Source organism: Aquimonas voraii (genome assembly GCF_900101825.1).
GTDB lineage: Bacteria > Pseudomonadota > Gammaproteobacteria > Xanthomonadales > Xanthomonadaceae > Aquimonas > Aquimonas voraii.
This window is the reverse complement of record NZ_FNAG01000009.1, coordinates 103,688-125,880: the sequence shown is the minus strand read 5'-3', so window position 1 is coordinate 125,880 and position 22,193 is coordinate 103,688. Positions and strand designations below refer to the sequence as shown.

Sequence of the window (22,193 nt, the reverse complement as noted above, 5' to 3'; positions counted from 1 at the left end):
TGCAGTGTCCGGCGCCCGCCGCAGGCTGCGGCGAACCGGGCCGGAACATCGCCCGCAGTGTACCCGAACCCCCCTTCCGACCGTCCGCAGCGACGCCTGCTGGCGCTGGGCCTGAGCCACCAGACGGCACCCGTCGCCCTGCGCGAGAAGGTGGCGTTCGGGCCTGAGCGCCTGCCTGCGGCCCTGGCCGAACTGCTGGCGCGGCCCGGTGTGGAGGAGGCGGCGGTGGTCTCGACCTGCAACCGCACCGAGATCTACTGCAGCGTCGGCGACGGCTTCGAGGCCGAACCCGCGCGCTGGCTGGCCGACAGCCACGGCCTGACGCTCGACACCCTGCGCAGCTGCCTGTACCAGCATCACGACGGCGAAGCCGTGCGCCATCTGTTCCGAGTCGCCACCGGGCTCGACTCTCTGGTGCTGGGCGAGCCGCAGATCCTCGGCCAGGTGAAGGACGCCTGGCAGCTGGCGCGCGAGGCCGGCGGCCTGCGCTCGGGGCTCGACCGGATGTTCCAGCATGGCTTCGCGGTCGCCAAGCGCGTGCGCACCGACACTGAGATCGGCGCGCACCCGGTGTCGGTCGCGTTCGCCGGCGTGCGTCTGGCCCAGCAGGTCTTCAGCGACCTCAAGGAAGCCAGCGTTCTGCTGATCGGCGCCGGCGAAACCATCGAGCTCACCGCCCGCCACCTGCTGGAGCAGAAGGCCAAGCGCCTGCTGATCGCCAACCGCACGCTGGAGAACGCGCAGGCGCTGGCCTCGCGCATCGGTGGCTACGCCCTGCCGCTGACTGAGCTGGGGCGGCACCTGCACGAGGCCGACATCGTGATCTCGGCGACCGCGGCTCGCGAGCCGATCCTGCGCCGCGCCGACCTCGCCCAGGCCCTGCGCCAACGCCGGCATCGACCGATGTTCCTGCTGGATCTGGCGGTGCCGCGCGATATCGCCGAGGACGTCGCCACGCTGGAGGACGTGTTCCTCTACACCGTCGACGACCTCGACCAGGTGATCGAGGAGAACCGCCGCTCGCGGCAGGCCGCCGCGCGCGAGGCCGAAGCCATCATCGAACTGCAGGTCGAGCATTTCCTCGGCTGGTGGCGCGCTGCCGACCGTCAGGGCCTGATCCGCGACATCCGCAGCCAGGCCGAGCGCGAGCGCGATGCCGTGCTGGCCCGCGCGCAGCAGATGATCGCCCAGGGCAAGCCGGCGGACGAGGCCCTGCGCTATCTCGCCCACACGCTCACCAACAAGCTGCTGCATGCGCCCTCGGCGCGCCTGCGCCAGGCCGCGCAGCGTGGCGAGCTGGAGCTGTTCCGCGCCGCCGAGCAGTTGTTCCAGGGCACCGAGGCCGGCGACAGCGCTGGCGATGAACCCACACGCGAACCGCAATGAGCCCCAGCATCCGCAGAAAACTCGACGCACTCGCCGAGCGCCACGAGGAGGTCGGCCTGCTGCTGGCCTCGCCAGAAGTGGCCGCCGACAACAAGCGCTTCCGCGAGCTCTCGCGCGAGTACGCCCAACTGGAGCCGCTGACCCGGGCCCTGCGCGAATACGACGGCGCCAGCGCCGAGCTGGAGGCCGCGCGCGCCCTGCTCGCCGACCCCGACATGCGCGACATGGCGCAGGAGGAAATCGAGCGGCTGGAGGCGCGCCTCGCCGAGCTCGACACCGAGCTGGGCCTGCTGCTGCTGCCGCGCGACCCGCGCGACGAGGCCAACATCTTCCTCGAGATCCGCGCCGGCACCGGCGGCGACGAGGCGGCGATCTTTGCCGGCGACTTGTTCCGCATGTACACGCGCTACGCCGAGTCGCGACGCTGGAACGTCGAGCTGCTCTCGGCCAGCGAAGGCGAGCACGGCGGCTTCAAGGAAGTCATCGCCCGCGTCGAGGGCCAGGGCGCGTTCTCGGCGCTGAAGTTCGAGAGCGGCACCCATCGCGTGCAGCGCGTGCCCGAAACCGAAAGCCAGGGCCGCATCCACACCTCGGCGGCGACCGTGGCGATCCTGCCGGAGCTCGACGAGATCGAGGACGTCGAGATCCGCGATGCCGACGTCAAGGTCGACACCTTCCGCGCCTCGGGTGCCGGCGGCCAGCACGTCAACAAGACCGACTCGGCGATCCGCATCACCCATCTGCCAACCGGCCTCGTGGTCGAGTGCCAGGACGAGCGCAGCCAGCACAAGAACCGCGCCCGCGCGCTCAGCCTGTTGAAGGCGCGCCTGCTGGACGAGCAGCGCAGCCAGCAGACCCAGGCCCAGGCCGAATCGCGGCGCCTGCAGGTCGGCTCGGGCGATCGCAGCCAGCGCATCCGCACCTACAACTTTCCGCAAGGAAGGGTCACCGACCACCGCGTCAACCTGACCCTGTACCGCCTGCCCGAGATCATGGCCGGCGATCTCGGCGAGCTGATCCAGACGCTCACCCGCGAAGCCCAGGTCGACGAGCTCAAGCTGCTCGGCCAATAGCGCTGCCTCGGGCTACCATCGCTCGTCCACCGGAGACGCCGATGAAGCTGAAGAAGAAGGACTACGAGGCCCTGCTGAAACCCATGCAGCGCGAGCTGGTGCAGGTGCAGCGCTGGCTGCAGAACACCGGCAACCGCGTGGTCGTGCTGCTGGAGGGCCGCGATGCGGCGGGCAAGGGCGGCGTGATCAATGCCATCGCCAACACACTCAATCCGCGCGCCTGCCGGGTGGTGGCCCTGCCCAAGCCCAGCGATCGCGAGCGCACGCAGTGGTACTTCCAGCGCTACGTGTCCGAGCTGCCGGCCGCCGGCGAAATCGTGCTGTTCGACCGCAGCTGGTACAACCGCGCCGGCGTCGAGAAGGTCATGGGCTACTGCTCGGAAGTCGAATACGAGCGCTTCCTGGTGCAGGCGCCGGCCTTCGAGAAGATGCTGGTCGACGACGGCGTGCTGCTGTTCAAGTACTGGCTGGCGGTCGACCAGGACAAGCAGGAACAGCGCTTCGCCGAGCGCGCCGCGGATCCCCTGAAGCGCTGGAAGCTGAGCCCGGTCGACCTCGCCGCCCGCGCCAAGTACGCCGAGTACGGCAACGCGCGCGAGGCCATGTTCCGCGCCACCCACACCGCACATGCGCCGTGGTGGCTGGTGGACTTCAACGACCAGCGCAGCGGCCGCCTGAACCTGATCCGCCACTTCATCGATCACCTGCCCAGCCACAGCGCGCCCGAGCCCGACATCCAGTTCGAGCCCCTGCCCGAGCCCTTGCTGAAAGAGCGTTTCGAGGGCGCGGTGCAACCGATCGCCAATCGCTTCAAGGGCGCCAACGGCAACGGGCACTGAGGCAAGGCGTAAGAACCCAGCATCGTCGCGCGCCATGGAGTGCGCGCCCGCGGATCAAGCACCTGGTGCTGGATCCAGCGCCCAGGGTCCAGCGCCACTGACACGTGGCATCGCCTGTCTTCGTCGTGCATGGCATTCGAATCCGGAGCCTGCCCGATGCGTCGCTTCCCTGTGATCCGGCTGTCCGTCTCGCTGGCGGCACTCTGCTCCGTCCTGCCGGCCGGCGCCGGCGAGGTGGCGCAAGGGCCCGCCGGTCTGCACTTCCGCGAGGACTTCCGCTTCAGCGGAAACCACGCAGCCAGCGTCCTCGACGGCGCGGCCACCACCGTCTGGTGGGACGAATCCGACTGGGACGTTCGTGGCGACACCCATTTCATCGGGGTCAGCCCGATCAGCGACGAGATCAACAACCGCTTCCATATCGACGTGCACAAGGCGCTGAGCGCCAACCCGAATGACGGACGTCTCAGCAACACGATCAACACGATCGGCGGCGACGGCTCCGCCGGGGTGGGCGTGATGCACCTCGATTACCAGGACATCCTCTCGGCGCGCCTGCGCAACCCGATGCTGATCAGCGCAGGGCAACCGGGCGTCGTCCGCTTCCACACCTCGGCCTTCACCACCAGTGGCCACTGGTGGGAAGTCGCCATCACGCCGACCGCCACCGTCGCGGGCGGCGAGGCGACCGCCGTTCCCGGCCAAGGCGAGGCGGGCTTTCCGTTTGCCCCCGGCGGTGATCGCCAGCCCGGCCCTGGACACAGCGCGGCCGTCGACTCGATCAACCTGGTCAGCTTCGGCGCCAATGACGTGCCCTGCCTCACCGGCTGGTTCACCCGCTTCGGTGTCACCCGCAGCCTGGGCGGGATCCGCAGCGAGTACGTCAATCCGGTGGGCAGCCTCAGCGACTACCTGCCGACTTCACCCAAGCACAGCGACACGCTGGTGCACTGGCAGCTGGAGTTCCGGCCAGACCGCATCGATCTGCTGGCCGACCTGGACGCCAATGGAACGATGGAGCCGCTGGAACACTGGGACCTGTCCGTGCCCTGGAGCGAGGTGCATGTGCAGCTGCTGGGCGTGGCGTATCAGGCCGACCATCATCCCCAGGCGCCCTGCTTCCTCGGCCACATCCGCGAACTGAAATGGCGCGATGTCGAGGTCTATCCGGTCAAGTTCGCGGCCACCGAGGTCTGGCCGAAGAACCTCGGCACGGCCCCCGTGGGACGCGAGCGCGGGTGGATGTCATACGACCTGCGCGACATCCAGCGCTTTGGCCCGTCGATGAACGCTGCGCCGCAGCCGAACGGCGCGGAGTACGAGGTGCACCAGCGCGGCGTCGCCTGCCACGACGCGGGCTTTCCCTGCTTCCGCCAGCAGCCCACCCTGGCCCTGCAGGCAGCCGTACCGGCAGGCGCCGGTCTGCGGCTCGCCTCGGCGAAGTTCGTCTACGACACCAAGAGCTACCGCGAAGGCGATGTGGGGGCCACGCTCAGTCTGAACGGACAAGCGCTGGGCCGACTTCCCGGCCACGCCAGCGTGCCGGGTACCGAAGCCCAAGCCTGGGCGCGACGCAGTCTGGATCTGCCGGTCACTGCACTCGCCGGCGGCAGCGCTTCGCTCGCCATCGGCCTGGATCCTGGCCTGCACCTCGACCGGATGGAGATCGAGTACGGCTTCAGCGCTGTCGGCGCGGACGGGGGAAGGCTGTTCGGCAACGGCTTCGAAGGCTCGCTCGCCCTTGCGGCGCGGCCGGACAGCGGGGCCGCGGAGGCCCCGTCCGCGGCCTTCAATCCGAAGCGACGCGGCTGGAAACCCCCCGAGGTCTACGGCAGCGGCTGGTTCGAGGGGCCGTTGTGCAGCGCACCGACGCGCTGAAGCCACGCCCGCACGCGCCCCTCAGAAGGAATCAAGCCAACACGGATCCCGTCCCTCCTGGTCTTGATCCGTGGTCGCGAGCCCGGCACAGGTCTGGACTCGCTGACGCGGGATCAGGCAGGTGGATGCTCGATCCGCGGGCACGCCCTCCGTGGCGCGCGGCGACGCTGCACTCCTCAGCCTTGCCTCAGCCCGCCTGCGCGCGCAGCGCTTCGAGCAGCGCGGGATCCGTCAGGGGTGCCTCCCAAAGCAGCACGCGCAGGCCATTGGCCGGCACTTCGATGCGCGCCTCGCTGCCAAGCTTGATCGCCTCGCCGCTCTCCGCATCCTTCCACTCGCCGGGCTGCAAGAAGCGACCCAGGGCGATGGCGCGCGGCTCGGCCGACTTGTTCAGCAGCACCAGCGCGGTCTGGTGGGCGTCTTCGGTCTGCAGCACGCGGTAGAACGCGGCCTCGTCACCTTCGAGCTTGAGGTTGAACTGCAGGCCGCGCTGCAGCGCCGGCAGGCGCTGGCGCAGCTGGGCAACCCGGATCAGGCCCTGGCGGATCGGATGAGTGCGCGCGGCCTCGATGCCCTCGACGCCGAAGTAGTTGCGGTTGCCGTTGTGCTCGACCGCACCGCGCTCGAAGCCGATCTCCGAGCCGTAGTAGATGACCGGGATGCCGCGCGCGGTGAACAACCAGTGGTGGGCATTGATGAAGCCGGCGTCGCTGGCGTTCATCCGCGCCATGTCGTGGTTGTCGTAGAAGGTCATCAGCTCATACGGGTTCGCGTACGGGCCGTCCTTCAGGTACAGCGCCGGCGCCAGCGTGGCGAAGTCCGAGCCCTCGTTCTCGAAGACGTCGAGCAGGGCCTTCTTCAGCGCGAAGTCGAGCACGCTCATGCCGCCGTTCTCGGGGTGCGTGTACAGCGCGGTCTTCGCCGCCTCGTAGTCGAACACCTCGCCGAACATGAAGAAACCCGGATGCTTGGCGCGGATGCGCTCGGCGAACACGCGCCAGAACTCCGGCTTCACATGGCGCACGGTGTCGACGCGGAAGGCGTGGGCGCCCTGCTCGATCCACTGCAGGTAGGCGCCGACGAGATGGTCCATCACCGCCGGGTTGTCTTCGTTGAGGTCGGACAGCTGGGCGAGATCGGGCTTGACGTTATAGAAAGCGTGCAGCGGGTTGTTGGCCGGGTCGAGCTGATCGGGCGGCAGGTTGCCGTGATCGGCGATCAGGGTCCCGCTGGCGTCGTAGAGGCGCCCGAACTCCTTCTGGTCGACCGGCATCGACCAGCCCGGCGAGCCGTGATTGGCGACGATGTCCAGCACGATCTTGAGACCCGCGTTCTGCATCGCTGCAGTGAACGCGCGGAAGTCGAGCCCCTCGCTCGGCAGGTGCTCGTCGAGGGTGTAGAAGTTCTTGGCCCAGTAGCCGTGGTAGCCCGACTTGCCGCGGTCGGTCAGAAAGCTGGTCTGGGTGATGGGGTCGCCGCCGGTGAAGGCTTCGTCCGGGTTGTCGACGATGGGCGTGATCCACAGCGCCGAGAAGCCCATCTCGCGAATGTAGCCGGCATGGTCCAGCAGGCCCTTGAAGTCACCGCCGAGGTAGCCGACGTTGTCGGTGCGGCCATCGGCCCACTCCAAGGCGATGTCGAAGGTGCCGCGCTCGCCGCCCTGCTCGCGATGATCATTGGACGGATCGCCGTTGACGAAGCGGTCGGTGACGACGAAGTACACGGCCTCGGAGGCGAAGGGTTCGGTGGTGCCGATGAAGCGGTCGACCGCGGCGGGGGCGGGCGCAGCGGGGGCGGGCGCAGGCGCCTCGCTGCCGCAGGCGGCCAGCAGGGTGGTCGAGAGGGCGAGGACGAGCGGACGGATCTGCATGGGCGACTCCAGTGCGGGCGCGCGGCGCCGGTTGGATACTCGGAAACGTCTTGACGAAGCGATGGGCTCAGTGCGCTGCCGCCATCGCAGCGGCAGGCGCGGTGCGCGGCTCGCGGACGAAGGCCAGACACAGCGCGCCGACGATCAGGCTGCCGCCGGCGATGATCAGGGCATAGATCGGCTCACCGCCGAAGAATGTCCGCAGCACGGCCCCCAGCAGCGTGGCGGCGACGATCTGCGGGATCACGATGAACATGTTGAAGATGCCCATGTACACGCCCATTTTTTTCGGCTCGACGACGCTGGACAGCAGCGCATAGGGCATGGACAGGATGCTGGCCCAGGCCACGCCCACCAGGGCGAAGCTGCCAATCAGCCAGACCGGCTGCGAGACCACGGCCATCGACAGGAAGCCGGCGCCGCCCAGCAGCAGCGACACGAAGTGGACGAGCCTGCGGTTGAGCACGAAGCGCGAGGCGTAGAAGGCCAGCAGCAGGGCCACCGCCATCGAGGACAAACCGTAGTAGCCCATGTAGGCGCCAACGAGATCAGCGGCATTCTGGAACGCGCCGTTGGCCTCGGAAAACGCCTGCGCCTGCGCCGGCACGGACATGTCGAACGCGCTCGGATCGGGCGCGGGGGCCTTGAAGACGTGGCCGGTCAAGGCCGGCGTGGCCATGCTCCACATCGTGAAGAAAGACAGCCAGCTGAAGAACTGCACGATGCCGAGCTTCAGCATCTGCCCCGGCATCTGCAGGATGTCGCGGGTGATGTTGAGGAAGAAGTTGCCCTCGCGACGCTCCTGCTGGAAACGCTGCATGTCCTCGGGCGGCTCTTCGGTGGTGGTGAACACGGTGACCAGAATGCTGGCCAGAAACACGAAGGCGCCAATGGCGAAGGCGATCTGCACCGAAGGCGGCACCACGCCGGGGCCGGCTTCATTCGAGACCCCCAGCCAGCTCACGAACCAGGGCAGGTTGCTGGCCACCCAGGTGCCGATGCCGATGATCAGGGTCTGCACCACGAAGCCGTAGGAGCGCTGCTCCTCGGGCAGCTTGTCGGCCACCAGCGCGCGGAAGGGCTCCATGCTGATGTTGATCGAGGCGTCCAACACCCACAGCAGGCCCACGGCCATCCACAGGGTGGGCGAATGCGGCATCACCAGAAGCGCGATCGAAGCCAGCACTGCACCGATCACGAAATAGGGCCGACGGCGGCCGAGGATGGGATGCCAGGTGCGGTCGGAGAGGTAGCCGATGATCGGCTGCACGATCAGGCCCGTCAGCGGGGCGGCGATCCAGAGCAAGGGCAGTGCATCCTTCTCGGCGCCCAGGGTCTGGAAGATGCGCGACATGCTGCCGCCCTGCAGGGCGAATCCGAACTGGATGCCCAGAAAGCCGAAGCACATGTTCCAGATCTGCCAGAAGCCCAGCTTCGGCGTGTTGCGGTTCGACATTTCGCTCCCTCGCTGCGACGGTCGATGCCAAGGCCCACGGGCCCAGGCGACTCGCAGTCCAGGGGATGGCGCACGCGCAACCGCGCCACAGGCGCTTCGCACTCCGCAGTCCGAGCCACCGCAGCGTTCATGCACGCGCTGCGTGTGTCCCGCCCTCCCCGGGAACTGCCTTGGGCGTCGCGACAGTGGACCGCCGCGACCCGCGGACAGCTTAGCGGCTGGGCTGGCGCCACCCCGGCAGTGCATACGTATTCACGCCGCTGCGCGGCGTGAATGGGATTGGGGATTGGGGATTGGGGATTCGCAAGAGCAGACCATCGAGCCCGGCGCGATGAGTGCGGTTCGCAGCGCTGTAGTGATGCAAGCGATGCGGCTCGCCCCGCGAATCCCCAATCCCGAATCCCCAATCCCGAATCCCCAATCCCGAATCCCCAATCCCGAATCCCCAATCCCGAATCCCCAATCCCGAATCCCCAATCCCGAATCCCCGCTCTCAAAACACCTCCCTTCGATAGCGCCCCGTCGCCAGCAGCGCATCCACTGCGTCCCCACCGAGCAGTTCGACAAGACAGGCGTGCACGCCCTCCCCCACCCCGCGCCGGCTGCCGCACACGCGCAGATGTGCTCCTCGGCGCAGCCAGTCGCCCAGACGATCGGCGTGGACGCGCAGCGCGTCCTGCGCGTAGGCCGGCGCGACCGGATCGCGAGAGAAGCACAGGTCGAGGTGCTGGAGGTGTCCCGCGTCGAGGTGGCCCTGCAGCTCCTCGGCCAGCGCGCGGTCGTGCTGGGGATCGCGCTCGCCGAACAGCAGCCAGTTCGGGTGCGCCCGCTGCTCGATGCGCGCGTCCAGCAGACCGAGCAGACCCGCGAGGCCGCTGCCAGCGCCGATCAGGATCAGCGGGAACTCCCGTGACGGCGGACGGAAACCGCAATTGCTGCGCAGTCGCAGCCTGAGTTCGCTGCCGATCGGGCTGTCGAGCAGGGTGCCGGAGCCGAGCCCGGGGCGGCCGTCGACGTTGTTCTGACGACGGACGATCAAGCGCAGGCGGCCGCTGCCTGGCGCGCTGGCGATCGAGTACTCGCGGGGCGGAAGGCGCGGCAGCCGTTCGAGCAGGTCGAGGTCGATCCGCTCGACCGCTTCGATCTCGGCTGCGGCCGACGTCGCGCTGTAGTGGGTGTCGGCATCCGTTTGGGCGTGGGCACTCGGAAGCTCGGGCATCGGCAAGGGATCGAGCGCGCGCTCGCGCAGGACCTGATCCAGTGGCATCCACTCCCCATCGATCTCGACCCGCTCGGTGCCATCGAGCCCCCGCGACGCAATCCAGGCCTGCACCTGCGCAAGGGGGTTCAGCGGCTGCAGCACGGCGACATCGCCGGGCTCCCAGCTGGGCAGCGCGTGGATCGATACCAGCTCGATCTCCCACAGAGCCGGTGCGGGGCTGTGCGGATTCAGGCGCCTGCGCGCGTGCAGACGCCAGCGCTGCCACGGCCGGGCATGTCCGAGGTCTTCGCGCGCGTTGGCCTTCGCCGCGCTGGACGCGATGACCTGCGCCATCGCCCCCGGCGGGCCGCCCTGCCCTGCGCTTGCGTTGCCGCGCATCGCCCCCAACGAAGGCAGAGGCTTGGGCTGATCCGCCTCCGCAAGCCGCTCACGCCGCGCTGCTGTCTCCACCGCCCGGAACCAGGCTTCGATCGCCTGTGGATCCGCGTCGTCCACCTCGATGCGCTCGAACAGCGGACGTGCCGCGCAGGACTGCAGCCAGGTATCCAACGCGCGTCCGAAAGCGCAGTAGTTGGGGTAGCTGCGGTCACCCAGCGCGAGGACCGCGAATTGCAGATCGCGTAAGGCCAAGTGCTGCGACATCTGCCGCCGGACGAAGGCCGCCGCAGTGTCCGGGGCATCGCCTTCACCCGTGGTGCTGGCCACCAGCAGCAGGCGACGCGCGGCGCGCAGGCCGACAGCATCGAGTGCCGACAGGGAGCGCAGCTCGGCATCAACGCCGAGCGCACGCAGTCGGGAGGCCGTCTGCTCGGCGAGCCGCTGCGCCTGCCCGGTCTGGCTGGCATGAATCACCCACCAGAGCGCGTTCGAATTGCGCTCCGCAGACTGGGCACGGAGGGGACGCAGGCGAAGACGCAGCCAGGGCGCGGCGAGCAGAACCCAAGCGCATCCGCCGAGGAATGCCGCAGCTTCCCGCGAGATCCTCGCCGGCCTGGGCACTGGCTCTGGCAGGCCGAGCCGCGCGCCGCTGAACGCATCGAGCCGCTGTCGCAGCAGCGCACCTTCGCGCTCAAAGCGGATCTCGGCGGCGCGCGTGGCATCACCGCTGCGCGCGGACAGCGGCCGCAGCGGGGCGTCGATGCCGTTCACAGTGACCGCCCGCGCCGGCGATTCCGCCCGCCACCAAACCTCGATCAGTTGCTCTGCCGACAAGGGCCGTTCGCTCGCGCTGCCCGGCACCGCGTCAGCGACGGGCCAGCGCACCCACAGCAGAGGCGCGGCCGCGAGCGCGAGCAGCAACGGCCACCCGATGCGCATCACGACGCTCACTCGGCGGCCTGCAGCGCGGCAAAGGCCGGGGTAGTGCGTTCGGCCCAGGTGTCCTGGCTGCGATAGACAAAGCGCGCGGCGATGCCGCGCTCGCGGGCCCACTCGAAGCCTTGCTCCGGCCCCAGCACCGACAGCGCGGTCGCCAGACCATCGGCCTGCATGCACGAGGCGTGCACGACGCTGACGGCGATCCCCGCCTGCGCGATCGGTCGGCCTGTGCGCGGATCGATCATGTGCGAGTAGCGACGGCCGTCCTCCTCGAAGTACTGGCGGTAGTCACCCGAGGTGGCCACCGCCAAGTCACGCAGCACCAGACCGCCGGTGGCGCGCTCGCCGCTCGGCCCCTCCAGACCGACGCGCCAGGGCCGGCCACCGGGGTGCTGGCCATGCGCACGCAGTTCGCCGCCGACCTCGACCAGCAAATCGGCATAGCCCGCAGCGCGCAGGGTCGCGGCGATACGATCCACCGCATGGCCCTTGGCGATCGCCGACAGGTCCAGTGACAGACCGCCGGGCTGGATCAGCCGCCCCTCTTCGATTTGGACGTGCTGCCAGCCGATGCGGCTGCGCAGGGCATCGACCTCGGCGGGCGTGGGCGCGGTCTGGCGCGGGCGGCCGGGGCCGAAGCCCCAGAGCTCGACCAGCGGGCCGACGGTAGGATCAAAGGCGCCGCCGCTGTCCTCGGCCAGCGCCAGCGCCGCCTTCACCACGTCCTGCAGCTGCGCCGGCACGGGGTGCTGCGTGCCTGCGGCCGCGGCATTGAAGCGCGAGAGGTCCGAATCCGGCTCCCAGGTGCTCATCTGCGCCACCACCTGCGACAGCTCGGCCTCGATCAGCGGCCGCGCGCGCGCCTCCTCGGCGCCGGGATCGCCGATGAGAACAGTCCAGCCGGTGCCCATGGAATGCCCCTCCAGACGCAGGGGCTCCGGCGAGCGGGCGCAGCCCGCGACGACGAACAGGGCGCACAGCAGGAACACGGCAGGGCGCGCGTGGCGCAGCGCGTGGCGCAGCCCCTGCCGCCGCGCCCACCGCGTCGGATCGTTCTGGTTGGGTATCTGCTCGCCACGCATCGCGTATCCGTCCCGGGCCCCGGGTCTCAGGGCAGCACTTCCAAGGTCACCACATAGCTGGCGCGGCGCTGGGTCGCCGGCGCTGCTGCCTTGGCGTCACTTGCGCTGGCCTGCAGCCAGTACATGCCGGCACTGGGCCAGGTGACGGCGAAGGCGCCATTGTCGTCGGTGCGCAGAGTCATGGCCTGCTGGTCGTCACGGTAGCGGGTGCCGCCGTTGACCACTTCGACAGCAACGTCCGCCGCAGGCGCGCCATCCAGCAGCAGTCGGAATTCGGCGGTGTCGCCGACCATCAGGTCGTTCGGGTGTCCGACGAATTCGAGGCTCAGGCCCTGCGCTGCCGGCGCGATGCTCTCGCGGCTGGGGCGTCCGAGCGTGACAAAGGTTTCGACTCGGTTCTGCGCCTGGGTGACCTGCAGCTTGTCCGCGGCAGTCGGTACCTGGCTCGCGAAGTCCTCGGCGCGGCCGCGCCAGCGCCTGGGCTCGCCGCCCTCTTCCCAGCTGGCGAAGAGACCCTTGCTGGCGAGCGCGATGCGGTAGGTGCCGGGCGTCGACAGCTCCAGATCAAAGACGCTGCGCAGCTGGCCGGTGTGCGTGTTCTGCGGACTGACCGCACTCCCATCGGGGGCAGTCACGCTCAGCGCGTCGGGCCGCAGCGGCACATGGTTGAAGTAGAAGAGGTCGTTGGATACGGCCGCGTCGACGGTGATCCAGGCCTTCTCGCTGGACAGCACGGTGTCGGAGGGCAGCAGCCAGGCCTTGTGCGCTTGGGCCGACAGCGGCAGGGCGGATATGAGGGCGAAGGCGACGTAGCGGAGCGCGGTGCGCATGGGATTCTCCTCGGAGTGTTCGGATGGCCGACGCGGCTTGGCGCGGGCGAAGGTGTCGATCAGGGCGTGAGCTTCAGGCTGAGCGCGCCGAGCTCACGCTCGCCCTTCGCACTCAATTCCACCGCCTGGGTCGGCGGCCACTGGAAGTCGATCTGCAGCAGCTCGCGGCCACCGACCTCGCGCGCGGCCTCGACCATCAGGCGGTAGTCGCCGGCGGCGAGGCCGGCCAGCGGCGGCTTCGTCGAATCGAACTTCAGCGGATGCCGACCGACCGGGCGCGTGGCCGCGCTCAGGCCATCAACGGGCATGTCGAGATCGCGGCCACCGCGGCGCCACCACTGGCGCAGGTCCTTGAGCCACTTCGTGCCTTCGTGGTCGCGCATGCCGATGTCGTACCAGACCGACAGCTGGGCGGCGACCCGGCCGTCCGGCGATTCGATCCAGGCGGCGACGTAGGGGCGGTGGTACTCGGCCACGTCGAGGCGCGGGATCTCGACCTCGATCGCCAGCTCGGCTGCACGGACGGCGGCGAGCGGCGCCAGCGCCAGCAGCGCTCCGGCGAGACAGGTGGTGAACAGTTTCGTGAAAGCAGTCATCGGCGATTCCAGACGGGTCAATGGATGAACAACAGGGCGATCAGCAGGGGCAGCACGAAACCGAGCCCAACTACCGGCCAGGTGCCGGGGCGCTGGCGCGCATGCATCTGCAGCAGTACGAGCCCGGTAAGGCAGAACACCACGCAGGCGACCGCAAACAGATCGATGAACCAGGACCAGACCGGCCCGGTGTGGCGGCCCTTGTGCAGGTCGTTGAGCCAGGCGATCCAGCCGCGATCGGTGAGCTCGTGCCTCACCTCGCCGGACTGCAGATCCAGGCTGAGCCAGGCATCGCCGCCCGGCCTCGGCAGCGAGAGGTAGATCTCCTCCGGCGACCATTCGGCCGCCATCGCTTCCACGCGCAGATCGAGCGCGCTGTGCAGCCAGACGCGTGCACTGGCAGGCAGGGGCGCGCTGTCGGCGTCCTCGGCCTGAGACTGCAGCTCGGCCAGCAAGGGGGAAGGCAGCTGCGCCAAGCGAAGTTCCACCGTTGGCCGCGCTTCGATACGGCCGGCGTGGTTCAAGGTGATGCCGGTGACGGCGAACAGCAGCATCGCGACCAGACACAGGGCCGAGCTGACCCAGTGCCAGAGATGCAGCTGCTTCAACCAGGCGCCGCGCGAGGCCGATGCAAGCGGCATCGGTCAAGCCACCTTGCCGCAGTGCCTATCGGCCGCAGGGCACTGGGCAATGGCGCGGACCCGGGCACAGGCCAGAGCGGATCGAAGGATGGGGAGCAGCGCGCGAAGCGCGCGCGCAAAGCGAAGTCGAGACACGCCAAGAGGTCCGCTGGGTCGTGGGGAACCCCGGTCTGGCGTCGGCTGGACGGGTGCTGGGAAGGCCGCGGCAGATTATTGCAAATGCGAAGCGATCGCAATACCGAAGGGCGAGGATTGGGGATTGGGGGGTTTTGGGCGAGCACGCGCTCCACGCCCATCGCGAGGCCATCGCGAGGCCGTCGCGAGCGCTCAGACTTCGAGCCCCGCTCTAGCGCGGAGAACGCTGGGGGTGCTCAAACGACCACTTCAAGCCGCATTTGCAGATGCGCTCTATCCGGCTCGGTCAAGCGAATGGCGAGCACGTTACGCCGGCCGTCGTGTCCGTGAATTCCGCGCAGAGCGCTCTCGCTCCCGGCGGTGCGCGCGGCATCTCGCGTATGCGCGCCGCCTCGCGCTGAATCCCCCATTCCCAACCCCACGCTTCCGCGCGGCTGGCCGCGCAGAAGCATTGCTCAGGCCTCGATCGCCAGCAGCTGCCGCAGCCGCGCCTTCAGCCCCAGCCCGTGCTGCTTCAGCCAGGCGCGCTGCTGCAGGTGGTCGGGCATGCGCGCGCGCACTTCGGCCCAATAGGCCGGCGAGTGGTTGCGCTGCAGCAGGTGGCAGAGCTCGTGCACCAGCACGTACTCGAACACCCGCGGCGGCGCCTGCACCAGGGCGAGGTCGAGCGAGACCGCGCCGGCGGCGTTGAGCGAGCCCCACAGGCTGGACAGCGGACGCAGGCGAATGCTGCGCGGCGCGGCAGGCAGGGTCGGCAAGTACTGCGGCAACCAGTGACCGAGGTCGCGGCGCGCTTCGGCCAGCAGGAAATCGGCGATGACCCGCTGCAGCTGCAGCGGCGTGTAGCGCGGCGGCAGGTGCAACTCGACGTGGCTAGCGGACGGCAGCGCGGCAAGCCGACGCGACTCGACGCGCTGGATCGGCAGCTGGGCGCCGCGCAGCAGCAGATGGTCGGGGCGCGCGGGGTCGATCGCGGGCGTCGCATCGTCGCCTTGTCCCGGCAAGGCCGCCGGCACGGCCAGCGCCCGCAGCTGCTGGGCGAGCCAAGCGCGGTGCTGCTCCAGGAACTGACGGATCTCGATCTCGCCGACGCCGCGCGGCACGGTCAGGCGCGGGCCGCGCTCGGACACCATCAGCTTCAGCCGCCGCGCGCGCGCGTCGCGCACCTCGACGATGCCCGCCTCGCTGCCGTCGGGCAGGCGCAGCCGCCGCTCCGAGCGCAGCAGGCGGGTCATGAGCTAAGCCCGGCCATTCCTTGAGGGGGTGCGGAGGATCGCGCCGGACTTTGCGGCGAGCGCAAGGCGCGACGCCCCCCAGTGGCGGGCCCCACTGGGGCGAGGAGCAACGCGGCGATCGCCGCAAAGAACAAGCGAGTGCCGTGCCAGCGAAAAGCCGCCGCGATGCACTCGCCACCGCGCCAGTGTTGACCCTGACTCGCGAATACAGGAACGACGACGAGAGCGGCTTTTCGCGACCTCATGGAATGTCCGGGCTACGCCTCGGCCTTGCTGAAGCCGAGAATCTCTTCCAGCCGCTTCAGCAGCACGCGCAGCTCGCCGCTCATCAGGGCGAACACTGCATCGATCTCGTCGCGCTGGGTGTCGCGCTCGCCCTGTTCCAGGGCTTCCGTTGCGGCTTCGAGGAATTTCAGCTTGCGGATCACCAGGTCTTCGCCGAGCACGAAGCTGATCCGCTCCTCGAACACCAGGGCCACCTGGAAGGCCTGCTTGCCGCACTTCAGGTGCTCGCGCACTTCCTCGGCGCTGAGCTCCTGACGGCGGCACTTGATGATGGCGCCGGAATCCACCGGGTCACGCAGCTCGCACTCGTCGCCGAGCACGAAACCTTCGGGCAGCGGCTCGCCGTCGATCCAGGCGGTCATCAGCGCGCGCGGACTGGTTTCCGCGTTCACCGGCACCGCCGGGAAGCTCCCCAGCGCCTCGCGGATCGCGGTGACGAAGGTCTCGGCGTTCTTGCGGCTGCTGGTGTCGATCACGCACCAGCCGAGACCGAGGTCGAGGTAGCCGGAGCAGCGCGAGGGCCGCGAGAAGGCGCGCGGCAGCAGGTCGGTCAGCACTTCGTCCTTGATGCGCTTGCGCTCACGCCCGCCGGGGTTGCGGCCCTCACTCTCGCGAATGTGTTCGAGCTTCTCGGCCAGCACGGCATTCACCACCGAGCCCGGCAGCAGTTTGTCCTCGCTGCCGAGCGTCAGCAGCAGGGCCTCGGCGACGCGATGCGACAGCACCTGCTCGCCGCGGCCCAGCGGCGACACGAAGCCGCGCGAGGACAGCTCCAGGGGGCCGACGGGTTTCAGCACGTGCTCGGCGAGTTTCTCGTCAAGGTCCTCGAAGCTGTCGTTGATCGAGGTGGGATAGCGGAACAGGGTCAGGTTGCGGAAGAACATGGGGTGTCCTGGTGGGGATCGCGCGCGGGCTTCACCGCTGGGGTACGTGGATGCGCCGCGACGATTGGCATCTGAAAGCCGCTCCCAGCGGGAGACGGGAACGTTCTTGGAGTCGAGTGCGTCCCAAGGTCTGGAGGCGATGGCCGCCGGCCATCACGCCTGCAGCCGCACCGGAATGTCCAGCCCGCGCGACGGCGCATCGATCGACTGCGCGGGCGCGGCTTGGCCTGACTCAGCCGCGGGCTCAGCCGGCTCGCCCGCCAACCAGGCATGGGCATCCGGCAGCGGCGCGTCGGAGGCACGCCCCAGGGCGAGGAAATCGAACAGGCTGCGGTCCGACAGCTGCGACGGCCGGATATCACCCAAGGCACGCGCCATGGTTTCCAGTCGGCCGGGAGCGCTGCGCTCCCACTCGTCCATCATTCGCCGCACCTGCTTGCGCTGCAGGTTTTCCTGCGAGCCGCAAAGATTGCAGGGAATGATCGGAAAGCCCTTGGCTTCGGCATAGCGCGCGATATCGGCCTCGGCCACGTAGGCCAGCGGGCGGATCACGATGTGGCGGCCGTCGTCCGAGCGCAGCTTGGGCGGCATGCCCGACAGCTTGGCGTGGAAGAACAGGTTCATGAAGAAGGTCGCCAGCAGGTCGTCGCGGTGATGACCGAGCGCGATCTTGGTGAAACCCTGCTCGGCGGCATAGGTGTACAGCGCACCGCGGCGCAGACGCGAGCACAGGGAGCACATCGTCTTGCCCTCGGGCACCACGCGCTTCACCACCGAGTAGGTGTCCTGCTCGAGGATCTTGTAGGGCACGCCGACGCTTTCGAGGTAGGCGGGCAGGATGTGTTCCGGGAAGTCGGGCTGTTTCTGGTCGAGGTTGACCGCCACCAGCTCGAAACGCACCGGCGCCTTGGCCTGCAGCTGCAGCAGCACGTCCAGCATCGTGTAGCTGTCCTTGCCGCCGGACAGGCAGACCATGACCTTGTCGCCCTCTTCGATCATGCCGAAGTCGGCGATGGCCTGGCCGACCTGCCGACGCAGGCGCTTGGCCAACTTGATCTGCTCGTATTCCTGTTTGCTGCGGACGCTGGACATGGGCTTCCGATCACGCGTTCGGGCGCCGGCAAGGGGCGCGGGGCGGCCGCGCAGTTTAGCAGTGCCCCCGGATTGCCTCGAACCGCCGTCACCCGGCCCCTTGCACGGCCGCGGGGGGTGGGTAAGCTCAGCCTTCCTTCGCACGTGATCCCCGGGTTTCCGATGCTGTCGAGCGATACCGCCGAGGTGGTGAGGCAGTTGGCCGAGCTGAAGCTCGAACACCGCGACCTCGACAGTGCTATCGAACGTCTTGGGCAGACGCCGGGCACGGACGAGCTGCAGCTTCGGCGCCTGAAGAAGCGCAAGCTGCGGATCAAGGACGTGATCGCACGGCTGGAGAGCGAGCTGATTCCGGACCTGGATGCCTGAACGACCGGGATTCGGGATTCGGGATTCGGGACCAGGCGTAGCGGGGTCGGACTGTGCCGACGCCGCCTCGGCTTCACGCCCCCGCCCGTCGCATGGCCTCGGTGATGACGAGCTTCAGTTCATCCGCCGGGCAGGGTTTGGCCAGGACGCGGTGAATCGCGCCGCTGGCGCGCGCGGCATCGCTGCTGCCGGTATCGCCCATGCCGGTCAGCAGGATGCGCACCGTGCCGGGCCAGCGTTGGGCCACGCACTGCAGGAAGGCGACCCCATCCATGCCCGGCATGCGCATGTCGGACAGCACGATATCGAAAGCCGGATCGGATTCGAGCGTGCGCAGGCCCTCTTCCGGCCCGACTGCGGTCACCAGTTCGACGGCACCGTAGAGGCTGCGGTTGAGCGCACGCAGGATGTTCGGCTCGTCGTCGACAGCCAGCACCCGCGGCAGGCGCTCAGTCACTGCTGCTCTCCCGGATGCGTCCGGCCTTGTCGCGCCAGTCGTCCAGTCGATCCGCCATGCGCACGCGCTCGATGTAGTCCAGGTCGACCGCGTCGTCCGTGGCCAGGGCGGCTGCAACGTGGACAACGCCAGCAAGACCGAACTCGCGCTGGCTGGCGCGCTGCGGCTGCCGGTGGTGGGCGACCGCCTCGACAATGGCCATGGGCAGGCCCCACACGCCGAGCAGATAGGCGCCGAGTTCGGCGTGCCCGAAGCGCTGTGCCGCATCGCCCTCGGGCTGCGGCAGCAGACGCCCCACATTGGCCAGCAGGCCGGCGATACCGGCCTGGTCGGCATCGGGCCGCCCCGCAGCGACGCGCGCGGCGATCAGCGAGGTCAACAGCGCCTGGCGCTGCAGCACTTCGACATCGACGCCGCCGGCCTCCTGGCCGAACACTTCGGCCGCAAGCACCAGGTTGCGGATCATGGTCGAGCCGATCCGCGACACCGCCGTCTTGAGGTCGGTGACCGCGCGCCCGGTCGAGGGGAAGAAGGCCGAATTGGCCATGTGCAGGACCTTGGCCGTCATCGCCGGATCCTCGGCGAGGATCGCGCCGATCTGCCGCGCATCGCAGTTGGGATCCTGCAAGGCCTGGTTGAGCTTGGCGAACACGTGCGGCGCCGCTGGCAGGCGCTTCATGCGCCCCACCACCTCGCCAATGGCCGGATCGGCCAGCAGCTTGCGCAGGGCTACTGCGCCTTCGATGGTGTCGACCAGGAGCTGCGGCTCGCAGGGCTTGGACAGGAACTGCTGGGCGATGTTGAGCGCGCGCATCGCGGCCTGCGTCTCGGTATGGCCGGACAGCAGCATGCGCAGGGTCGAAGGCGACTTCTGCTGCACCCGCTTGAGCAGCTCGGCGCCGTCCATGCCCGGCATCCGCATGTCGGTCACCACGACGTCGATCGGCCCGCGATCGAATTCGGCGAGTGCAGCCTCGCCGCTGTCGGCGAGCAAGATCTCCCAGTCACGGTTGAGGCCGAACAGCATGCGTTCCAGGCCCACCAGCACGCGCCGCTCGTCGTCCACGAACAGCACTCTCATGCCGACTCTCCGCTGGTCTGCGGCCGCAGGGGCAGGCCGATGATGAAGGTGGTGCCGACCCCGGGCTCGGTCTCGAAATGGATGCGGCCCTTGTGCTTGTCGACGATGGTGGCGTAGGCCATCGACAGACCCTGGCCGGTGCCCTTGCCGACCGGCTTGGTGGTGAAGAAGGGATCGAAGACCGAGCGCTGGATCGCCTCGGGAATGCCGCCGCCGGTGTCGGCCACACGGATCTCGGCCATGTCGCCGGCAAGGCGGGTGCTGATGCGGATGCGCCCCTTGCTGCCGGGGTCCTTCAACACGATGTCACCGATGGCATGTGAGGCATTGACGATCAGGTTCAGCACCACCTGGCTCAGCTCGTCGCGGAAGCAGGGCACGGGCGGCAGCTCGGGATCGAACTCGGTGTCGAGGTCGGCGACATATTTCCATTCGTTGCGCGCGACCATCACCGTGGTATCGATCAGCTCGCCGAGCTCGACCGGCTCCTGGTCCTCGCCAGAGGGATGCGAGAAGCGCTTCATCGCCATCACGATGTGCGACACCCGGTGCAGTCCCTCCTGCGACTCGTCGAAGGCATCGGGCACGTTGCGCCGCAGGTAGTCGATGCGTGCCGCCTTGAGCGCCGCTTCGGCGGCGTCGAGGCGCTCGGCGCCGAGCGGCGCCTGGCGCGCCTCGGCCAGCAGGGCCAGGTACTGGTCGACCACCCGCAGCAGGGTCTCGAAGCCCGAGCGCAGAAAGCTGACGTTGTCGCTGACGTACTGCACCGGCGTATTGATCTCGTGCGCCACGCCGGCGGCGAGCTGGCCGATCGCCTCCATCTTCTGCGACTGCAGCAGGCGCGCCTGCGTGCTGCGCAGCTCGGACAGCGCCTGCTGCAGCTGCTGGCGCTCGCGCTCCAGCTCGCGGGTCTTGCGCGAGACCACCGCTTCGAGCGCGATGTTCTGCTCCAGCAGAGCGAAGGCCGAGGGGTCGGCACTGCGCGATTCCAGGCGCTTGATCAGCACCTCGATGGTGCGATCGCGGGCCGCCAACATGCGCTTCAGTTCGGCGGGGTCGTCCGTGTGCGCGCTATCGACCGCGCCGAGGGGGAGAGGGGAGTCGCTCACACTCATGGATGTGCCGCCACGGCGATCGCGGTGAAAGTCTGGTTGATGTGCAGCCCGTTGAACTGCTCACCGTGGGTCGAAAAGCCGAACACGCGGTGCTGGGCAAGGAAATCGCCGATCGCGCCAAGCTGGTTGTCGCGCTCGGCCTTGCGTCGTCGCAGCGTGCAGTCGCAGCCGAGCACCAGCGCCGGTTCGCCGATGCGCGCCTCGACCGCCTCGAAACCGCGGCGCAGCGCCTCCAACGGAGCGCCGGCGTCGCCGACGTCGACGAGCACACCGGTCTCGATGGCCGACATGCACAACAGGGCACGCGCCCGGGTTACCCGACCGATCGCCCGTACCACCAGCTCGTCGCCGACGCGCAGCAGCAGGGGATGCGCCTCCAGCAGCTCGGGGCTGAGTGCCGATTCGGCCACGCCCAGCGCGCGTGCATAGACCTCGGCGGCAGGCAGGCCGTTGATCTGGATGACCAGGCGACGCTCGGGATCGGCCTCGGTGATGACCAGGCGCTCGCGGCGCGGCACGAAGTGCTGTACGCGGAAGGCCTCGAAGGGCTGGGGCGTCTCGAACACGCCGAACACGGCCGCATTGCTGCGGAAGCGGCCATCGAAATAGACCGGGGTGTGCTCGAAGCGCATCTCGTCCGAGGCCGAGCCACCGATGAAGGGTACGTCGCCGAGTCCGTGGTAGAGGGCGTGGGCCAGGCGCTCCTCGCCTTGGTGCAGACCGTCCACCAGCAGCAGGCCGAAGCGGCGCCAGCCGGGCGCCAGCGGCCGATCGGCCAGCGCAAGGGCGATCCGCTCGACGGCAGGCTCGGCCTGGCTCAAGGGTTCGATCAGATGGGTGCTGAGCCTGAGCCCCGGCCCGTAGCAGGCGAGCAGGGAGAGGCCACCGCGGCGGAACCCGTCGGGGCCGATCTGGCCACCGCTGGTGCAGCCCAGCAGCGGGCAGAGGAAGCGCTGCGCCAGCGCATCGGCCAGTGCCTGCAGCGGGTAGAGGCCGTCGCAGAAGAACACCACCGCCGAGGGGGTCTGGCCGGGCCGGCGCTTCGTCAGTTCGTCGACCAGGGCATGCACGGCCTCGACCGGATCCCCCAGGGCGCTGAACAGGCACTCGTTGGAGATCGGTGGCTCGGCGGCCGCGCCCGCAGGCGACGGAAAACCGGCGGCGCTGGCGCGCGCAGGTGCCGGCGCGGGTCGCTCGCGCGTCGTCGCCGTCATCGCTGTCCGCCTCGCGTCTTCACGGTTACGGGGCACCTGTGGGGGAATCGGTGGGCCGCGGCCTGGGTGAGCGGCGCGCGGGGGCACCTGTCACGTGCATGTCGCGTGCCGCGCGACGCGTCCACGCGGGTCTGCG

General features: G+C 69.1%; 18 protein-coding genes and 1 pseudogene. 5 read left to right on the top strand and 14 right to left on the bottom strand.

The features are described from left to right. The first annotated feature begins 57 nt into the window (after nt 1-57). The 4 genes from hemA (at nt 58) to BLP83_RS13725 (ending at nt 5,176) form a co-directional block, all read left to right on the top strand. On the top strand, nt 58-1,386 hold the full coding sequence (hemA, locus tag BLP83_RS13740; protein ID WP_245680049.1) for a glutamyl-tRNA reductase: 1,329 nt from the start codon (nt 58-60) through the stop codon (nt 1,384-1,386). After that, entirely contained in the window at nt 1,383-2,459 is a 1,077-nt protein-coding gene (gene prfA, locus BLP83_RS13735; RefSeq protein WP_091243889.1) for a peptide chain release factor 1, read from the top strand. The genes hemA and prfA overlap by 4 nt, the downstream gene beginning before the upstream one ends. A gap of 41 nt (nt 2,460-2,500) precedes the next feature. Then, nucleotides 2,501-3,298 (top strand): polyphosphate kinase 2, encoded by a 798-nt coding sequence (gene ppk2, locus BLP83_RS13730; RefSeq protein ID WP_091243886.1) that lies wholly within the window; start codon nt 2,501-2,503, stop codon nt 3,296-3,298. Nucleotides 3,299-3,454: 156 nt separating this feature from the next. Next, the gene (locus BLP83_RS13725) at nt 3,455-5,176 is read left to right on the top strand and encodes a hypothetical protein (RefSeq protein WP_091243883.1); all 1,722 of its coding nucleotides are present in this window, start codon (nt 3,455-3,457) and stop codon (nt 5,174-5,176) included. A gap of 187 nt (nt 5,177-5,363) precedes the next feature. Here BLP83_RS13725 and BLP83_RS13720 read toward each other — a convergent pair whose 3' ends face one another. The 10 genes and pseudogenes from BLP83_RS13720 to ttcA form a co-directional block, all read right to left on the bottom strand. Further along, nucleotides 5,364-7,046: an alpha-amylase family glycosyl hydrolase gene (locus BLP83_RS13720; RefSeq protein ID WP_091243881.1), complete on the bottom strand. Its 1,683-nt coding sequence runs from the start codon at nt 7,044-7,046 to the stop codon at nt 5,364-5,366. Nucleotides 7,047-7,113: 67 nt separating this feature from the next. Next, on the bottom strand, nt 7,114-8,502 hold the full coding sequence (locus BLP83_RS13715) for an MFS transporter (protein ID WP_091243878.1): 1,389 nt from the start codon (nt 8,500-8,502) through the stop codon (nt 7,114-7,116). 493 nt (nt 8,503-8,995) lie between these two features. Then, the gene (locus BLP83_RS13710) at nt 8,996-11,041 is read right to left on the bottom strand and encodes a flavodoxin domain-containing protein (RefSeq protein WP_143006684.1); all 2,046 of its coding nucleotides are present in this window, start codon (nt 11,039-11,041) and stop codon (nt 8,996-8,998) included. Between the two features lie 8 nt (nt 11,042-11,049). Beyond that, a complete protein-coding gene (locus tag BLP83_RS13705; protein ID WP_091243872.1) occupies nt 11,050-12,123 on the bottom strand; it encodes an FAD:protein FMN transferase in 1,074 nt (357 codons plus the stop codon). 26 nt (nt 12,124-12,149) lie between these two features. Then, a complete protein-coding gene (locus BLP83_RS13700) occupies nt 12,150-12,953 on the bottom strand; it encodes a DUF4198 domain-containing protein (protein WP_091243869.1) in 804 nt (267 codons plus the stop codon). A 59-nt stretch (nt 12,954-13,012) separates the two neighbouring features. Beyond that, on the bottom strand, nt 13,013-13,549 hold the full coding sequence (locus tag BLP83_RS13695) for a DUF2271 domain-containing protein (RefSeq protein ID WP_091243866.1): 537 nt from the start codon (nt 13,547-13,549) through the stop codon (nt 13,013-13,015). Nucleotides 13,550-13,566: 17 nt separating this feature from the next. After that, a complete protein-coding gene (locus BLP83_RS13690) occupies nt 13,567-14,190 on the bottom strand; it encodes a PepSY-associated TM helix domain-containing protein (RefSeq protein ID WP_091243863.1) in 624 nt (207 codons plus the stop codon). Between the two features lie 590 nt (nt 14,191-14,780). Beyond that, the gene (locus tag BLP83_RS13685; RefSeq protein WP_091243860.1) at nt 14,781-15,560 is read right to left on the bottom strand and encodes a M48 family metallopeptidase; all 780 of its coding nucleotides are present in this window, start codon (nt 15,558-15,560) and stop codon (nt 14,781-14,783) included. A gap of 257 nt (nt 15,561-15,817) precedes the next feature. Next, a complete protein-coding gene (locus tag BLP83_RS13680) occupies nt 15,818-16,729 on the bottom strand; it encodes a recombination-associated protein RdgC (protein ID WP_091243857.1) in 912 nt (303 codons plus the stop codon). 231 nt (nt 16,730-16,960) lie between these two features. Then, nucleotides 16,961-17,821, bottom strand: a pseudogene (gene ttcA / locus BLP83_RS13675) (tRNA 2-thiocytidine(32) synthetase TtcA); the annotation flags it as partial. 162 nt (nt 17,822-17,983) lie between these two features. Between ttcA and BLP83_RS13670 the strand changes: the two are divergent. Continuing rightward, nucleotides 17,984-18,190, top strand: coding sequence for a YdcH family protein (locus tag BLP83_RS13670; RefSeq protein ID WP_091243852.1), 207 nt, complete (start codon nt 17,984-17,986; stop codon nt 18,188-18,190). Nucleotides 18,191-18,263: 73 nt separating this feature from the next. Here BLP83_RS13670 and BLP83_RS18740 read toward each other — a convergent pair whose 3' ends face one another. Genes BLP83_RS18740 through BLP83_RS13650 form a run of 4 tightly spaced genes read right to left on the bottom strand, consistent with a single transcriptional unit; the run spans nt 18,264 to nt 22,057 of the window. Next, nucleotides 18,264-18,647: a response regulator gene (locus BLP83_RS18740; protein ID WP_176764206.1), complete on the bottom strand. Its 384-nt coding sequence runs from the start codon at nt 18,645-18,647 to the stop codon at nt 18,264-18,266. Continuing rightward, nucleotides 18,640-19,728, bottom strand: coding sequence for an HDOD domain-containing protein (locus BLP83_RS13660; RefSeq protein ID WP_091243850.1), 1,089 nt, complete (start codon nt 19,726-19,728; stop codon nt 18,640-18,642). Before BLP83_RS13660 ends, BLP83_RS18740 begins: the two co-directional genes overlap by 8 nt. Beyond that, complete coding sequence (locus BLP83_RS13655) at nt 19,725-20,843, bottom strand: sensor histidine kinase (RefSeq protein WP_091243848.1); 1,119 nt, start codon at nt 20,841-20,843, stop codon at nt 19,725-19,727. The genes BLP83_RS13660 and BLP83_RS13655 overlap by 4 nt, the downstream gene beginning before the upstream one ends. Further along, nucleotides 20,840-22,057: an FIST N-terminal domain-containing protein gene (locus tag BLP83_RS13650; RefSeq protein WP_091243845.1), complete on the bottom strand. Its 1,218-nt coding sequence runs from the start codon at nt 22,055-22,057 to the stop codon at nt 20,840-20,842. Before BLP83_RS13650 ends, BLP83_RS13655 begins: the two co-directional genes overlap by 4 nt. Between the last annotated feature and the right edge of the window lie 136 nt (nt 22,058-22,193).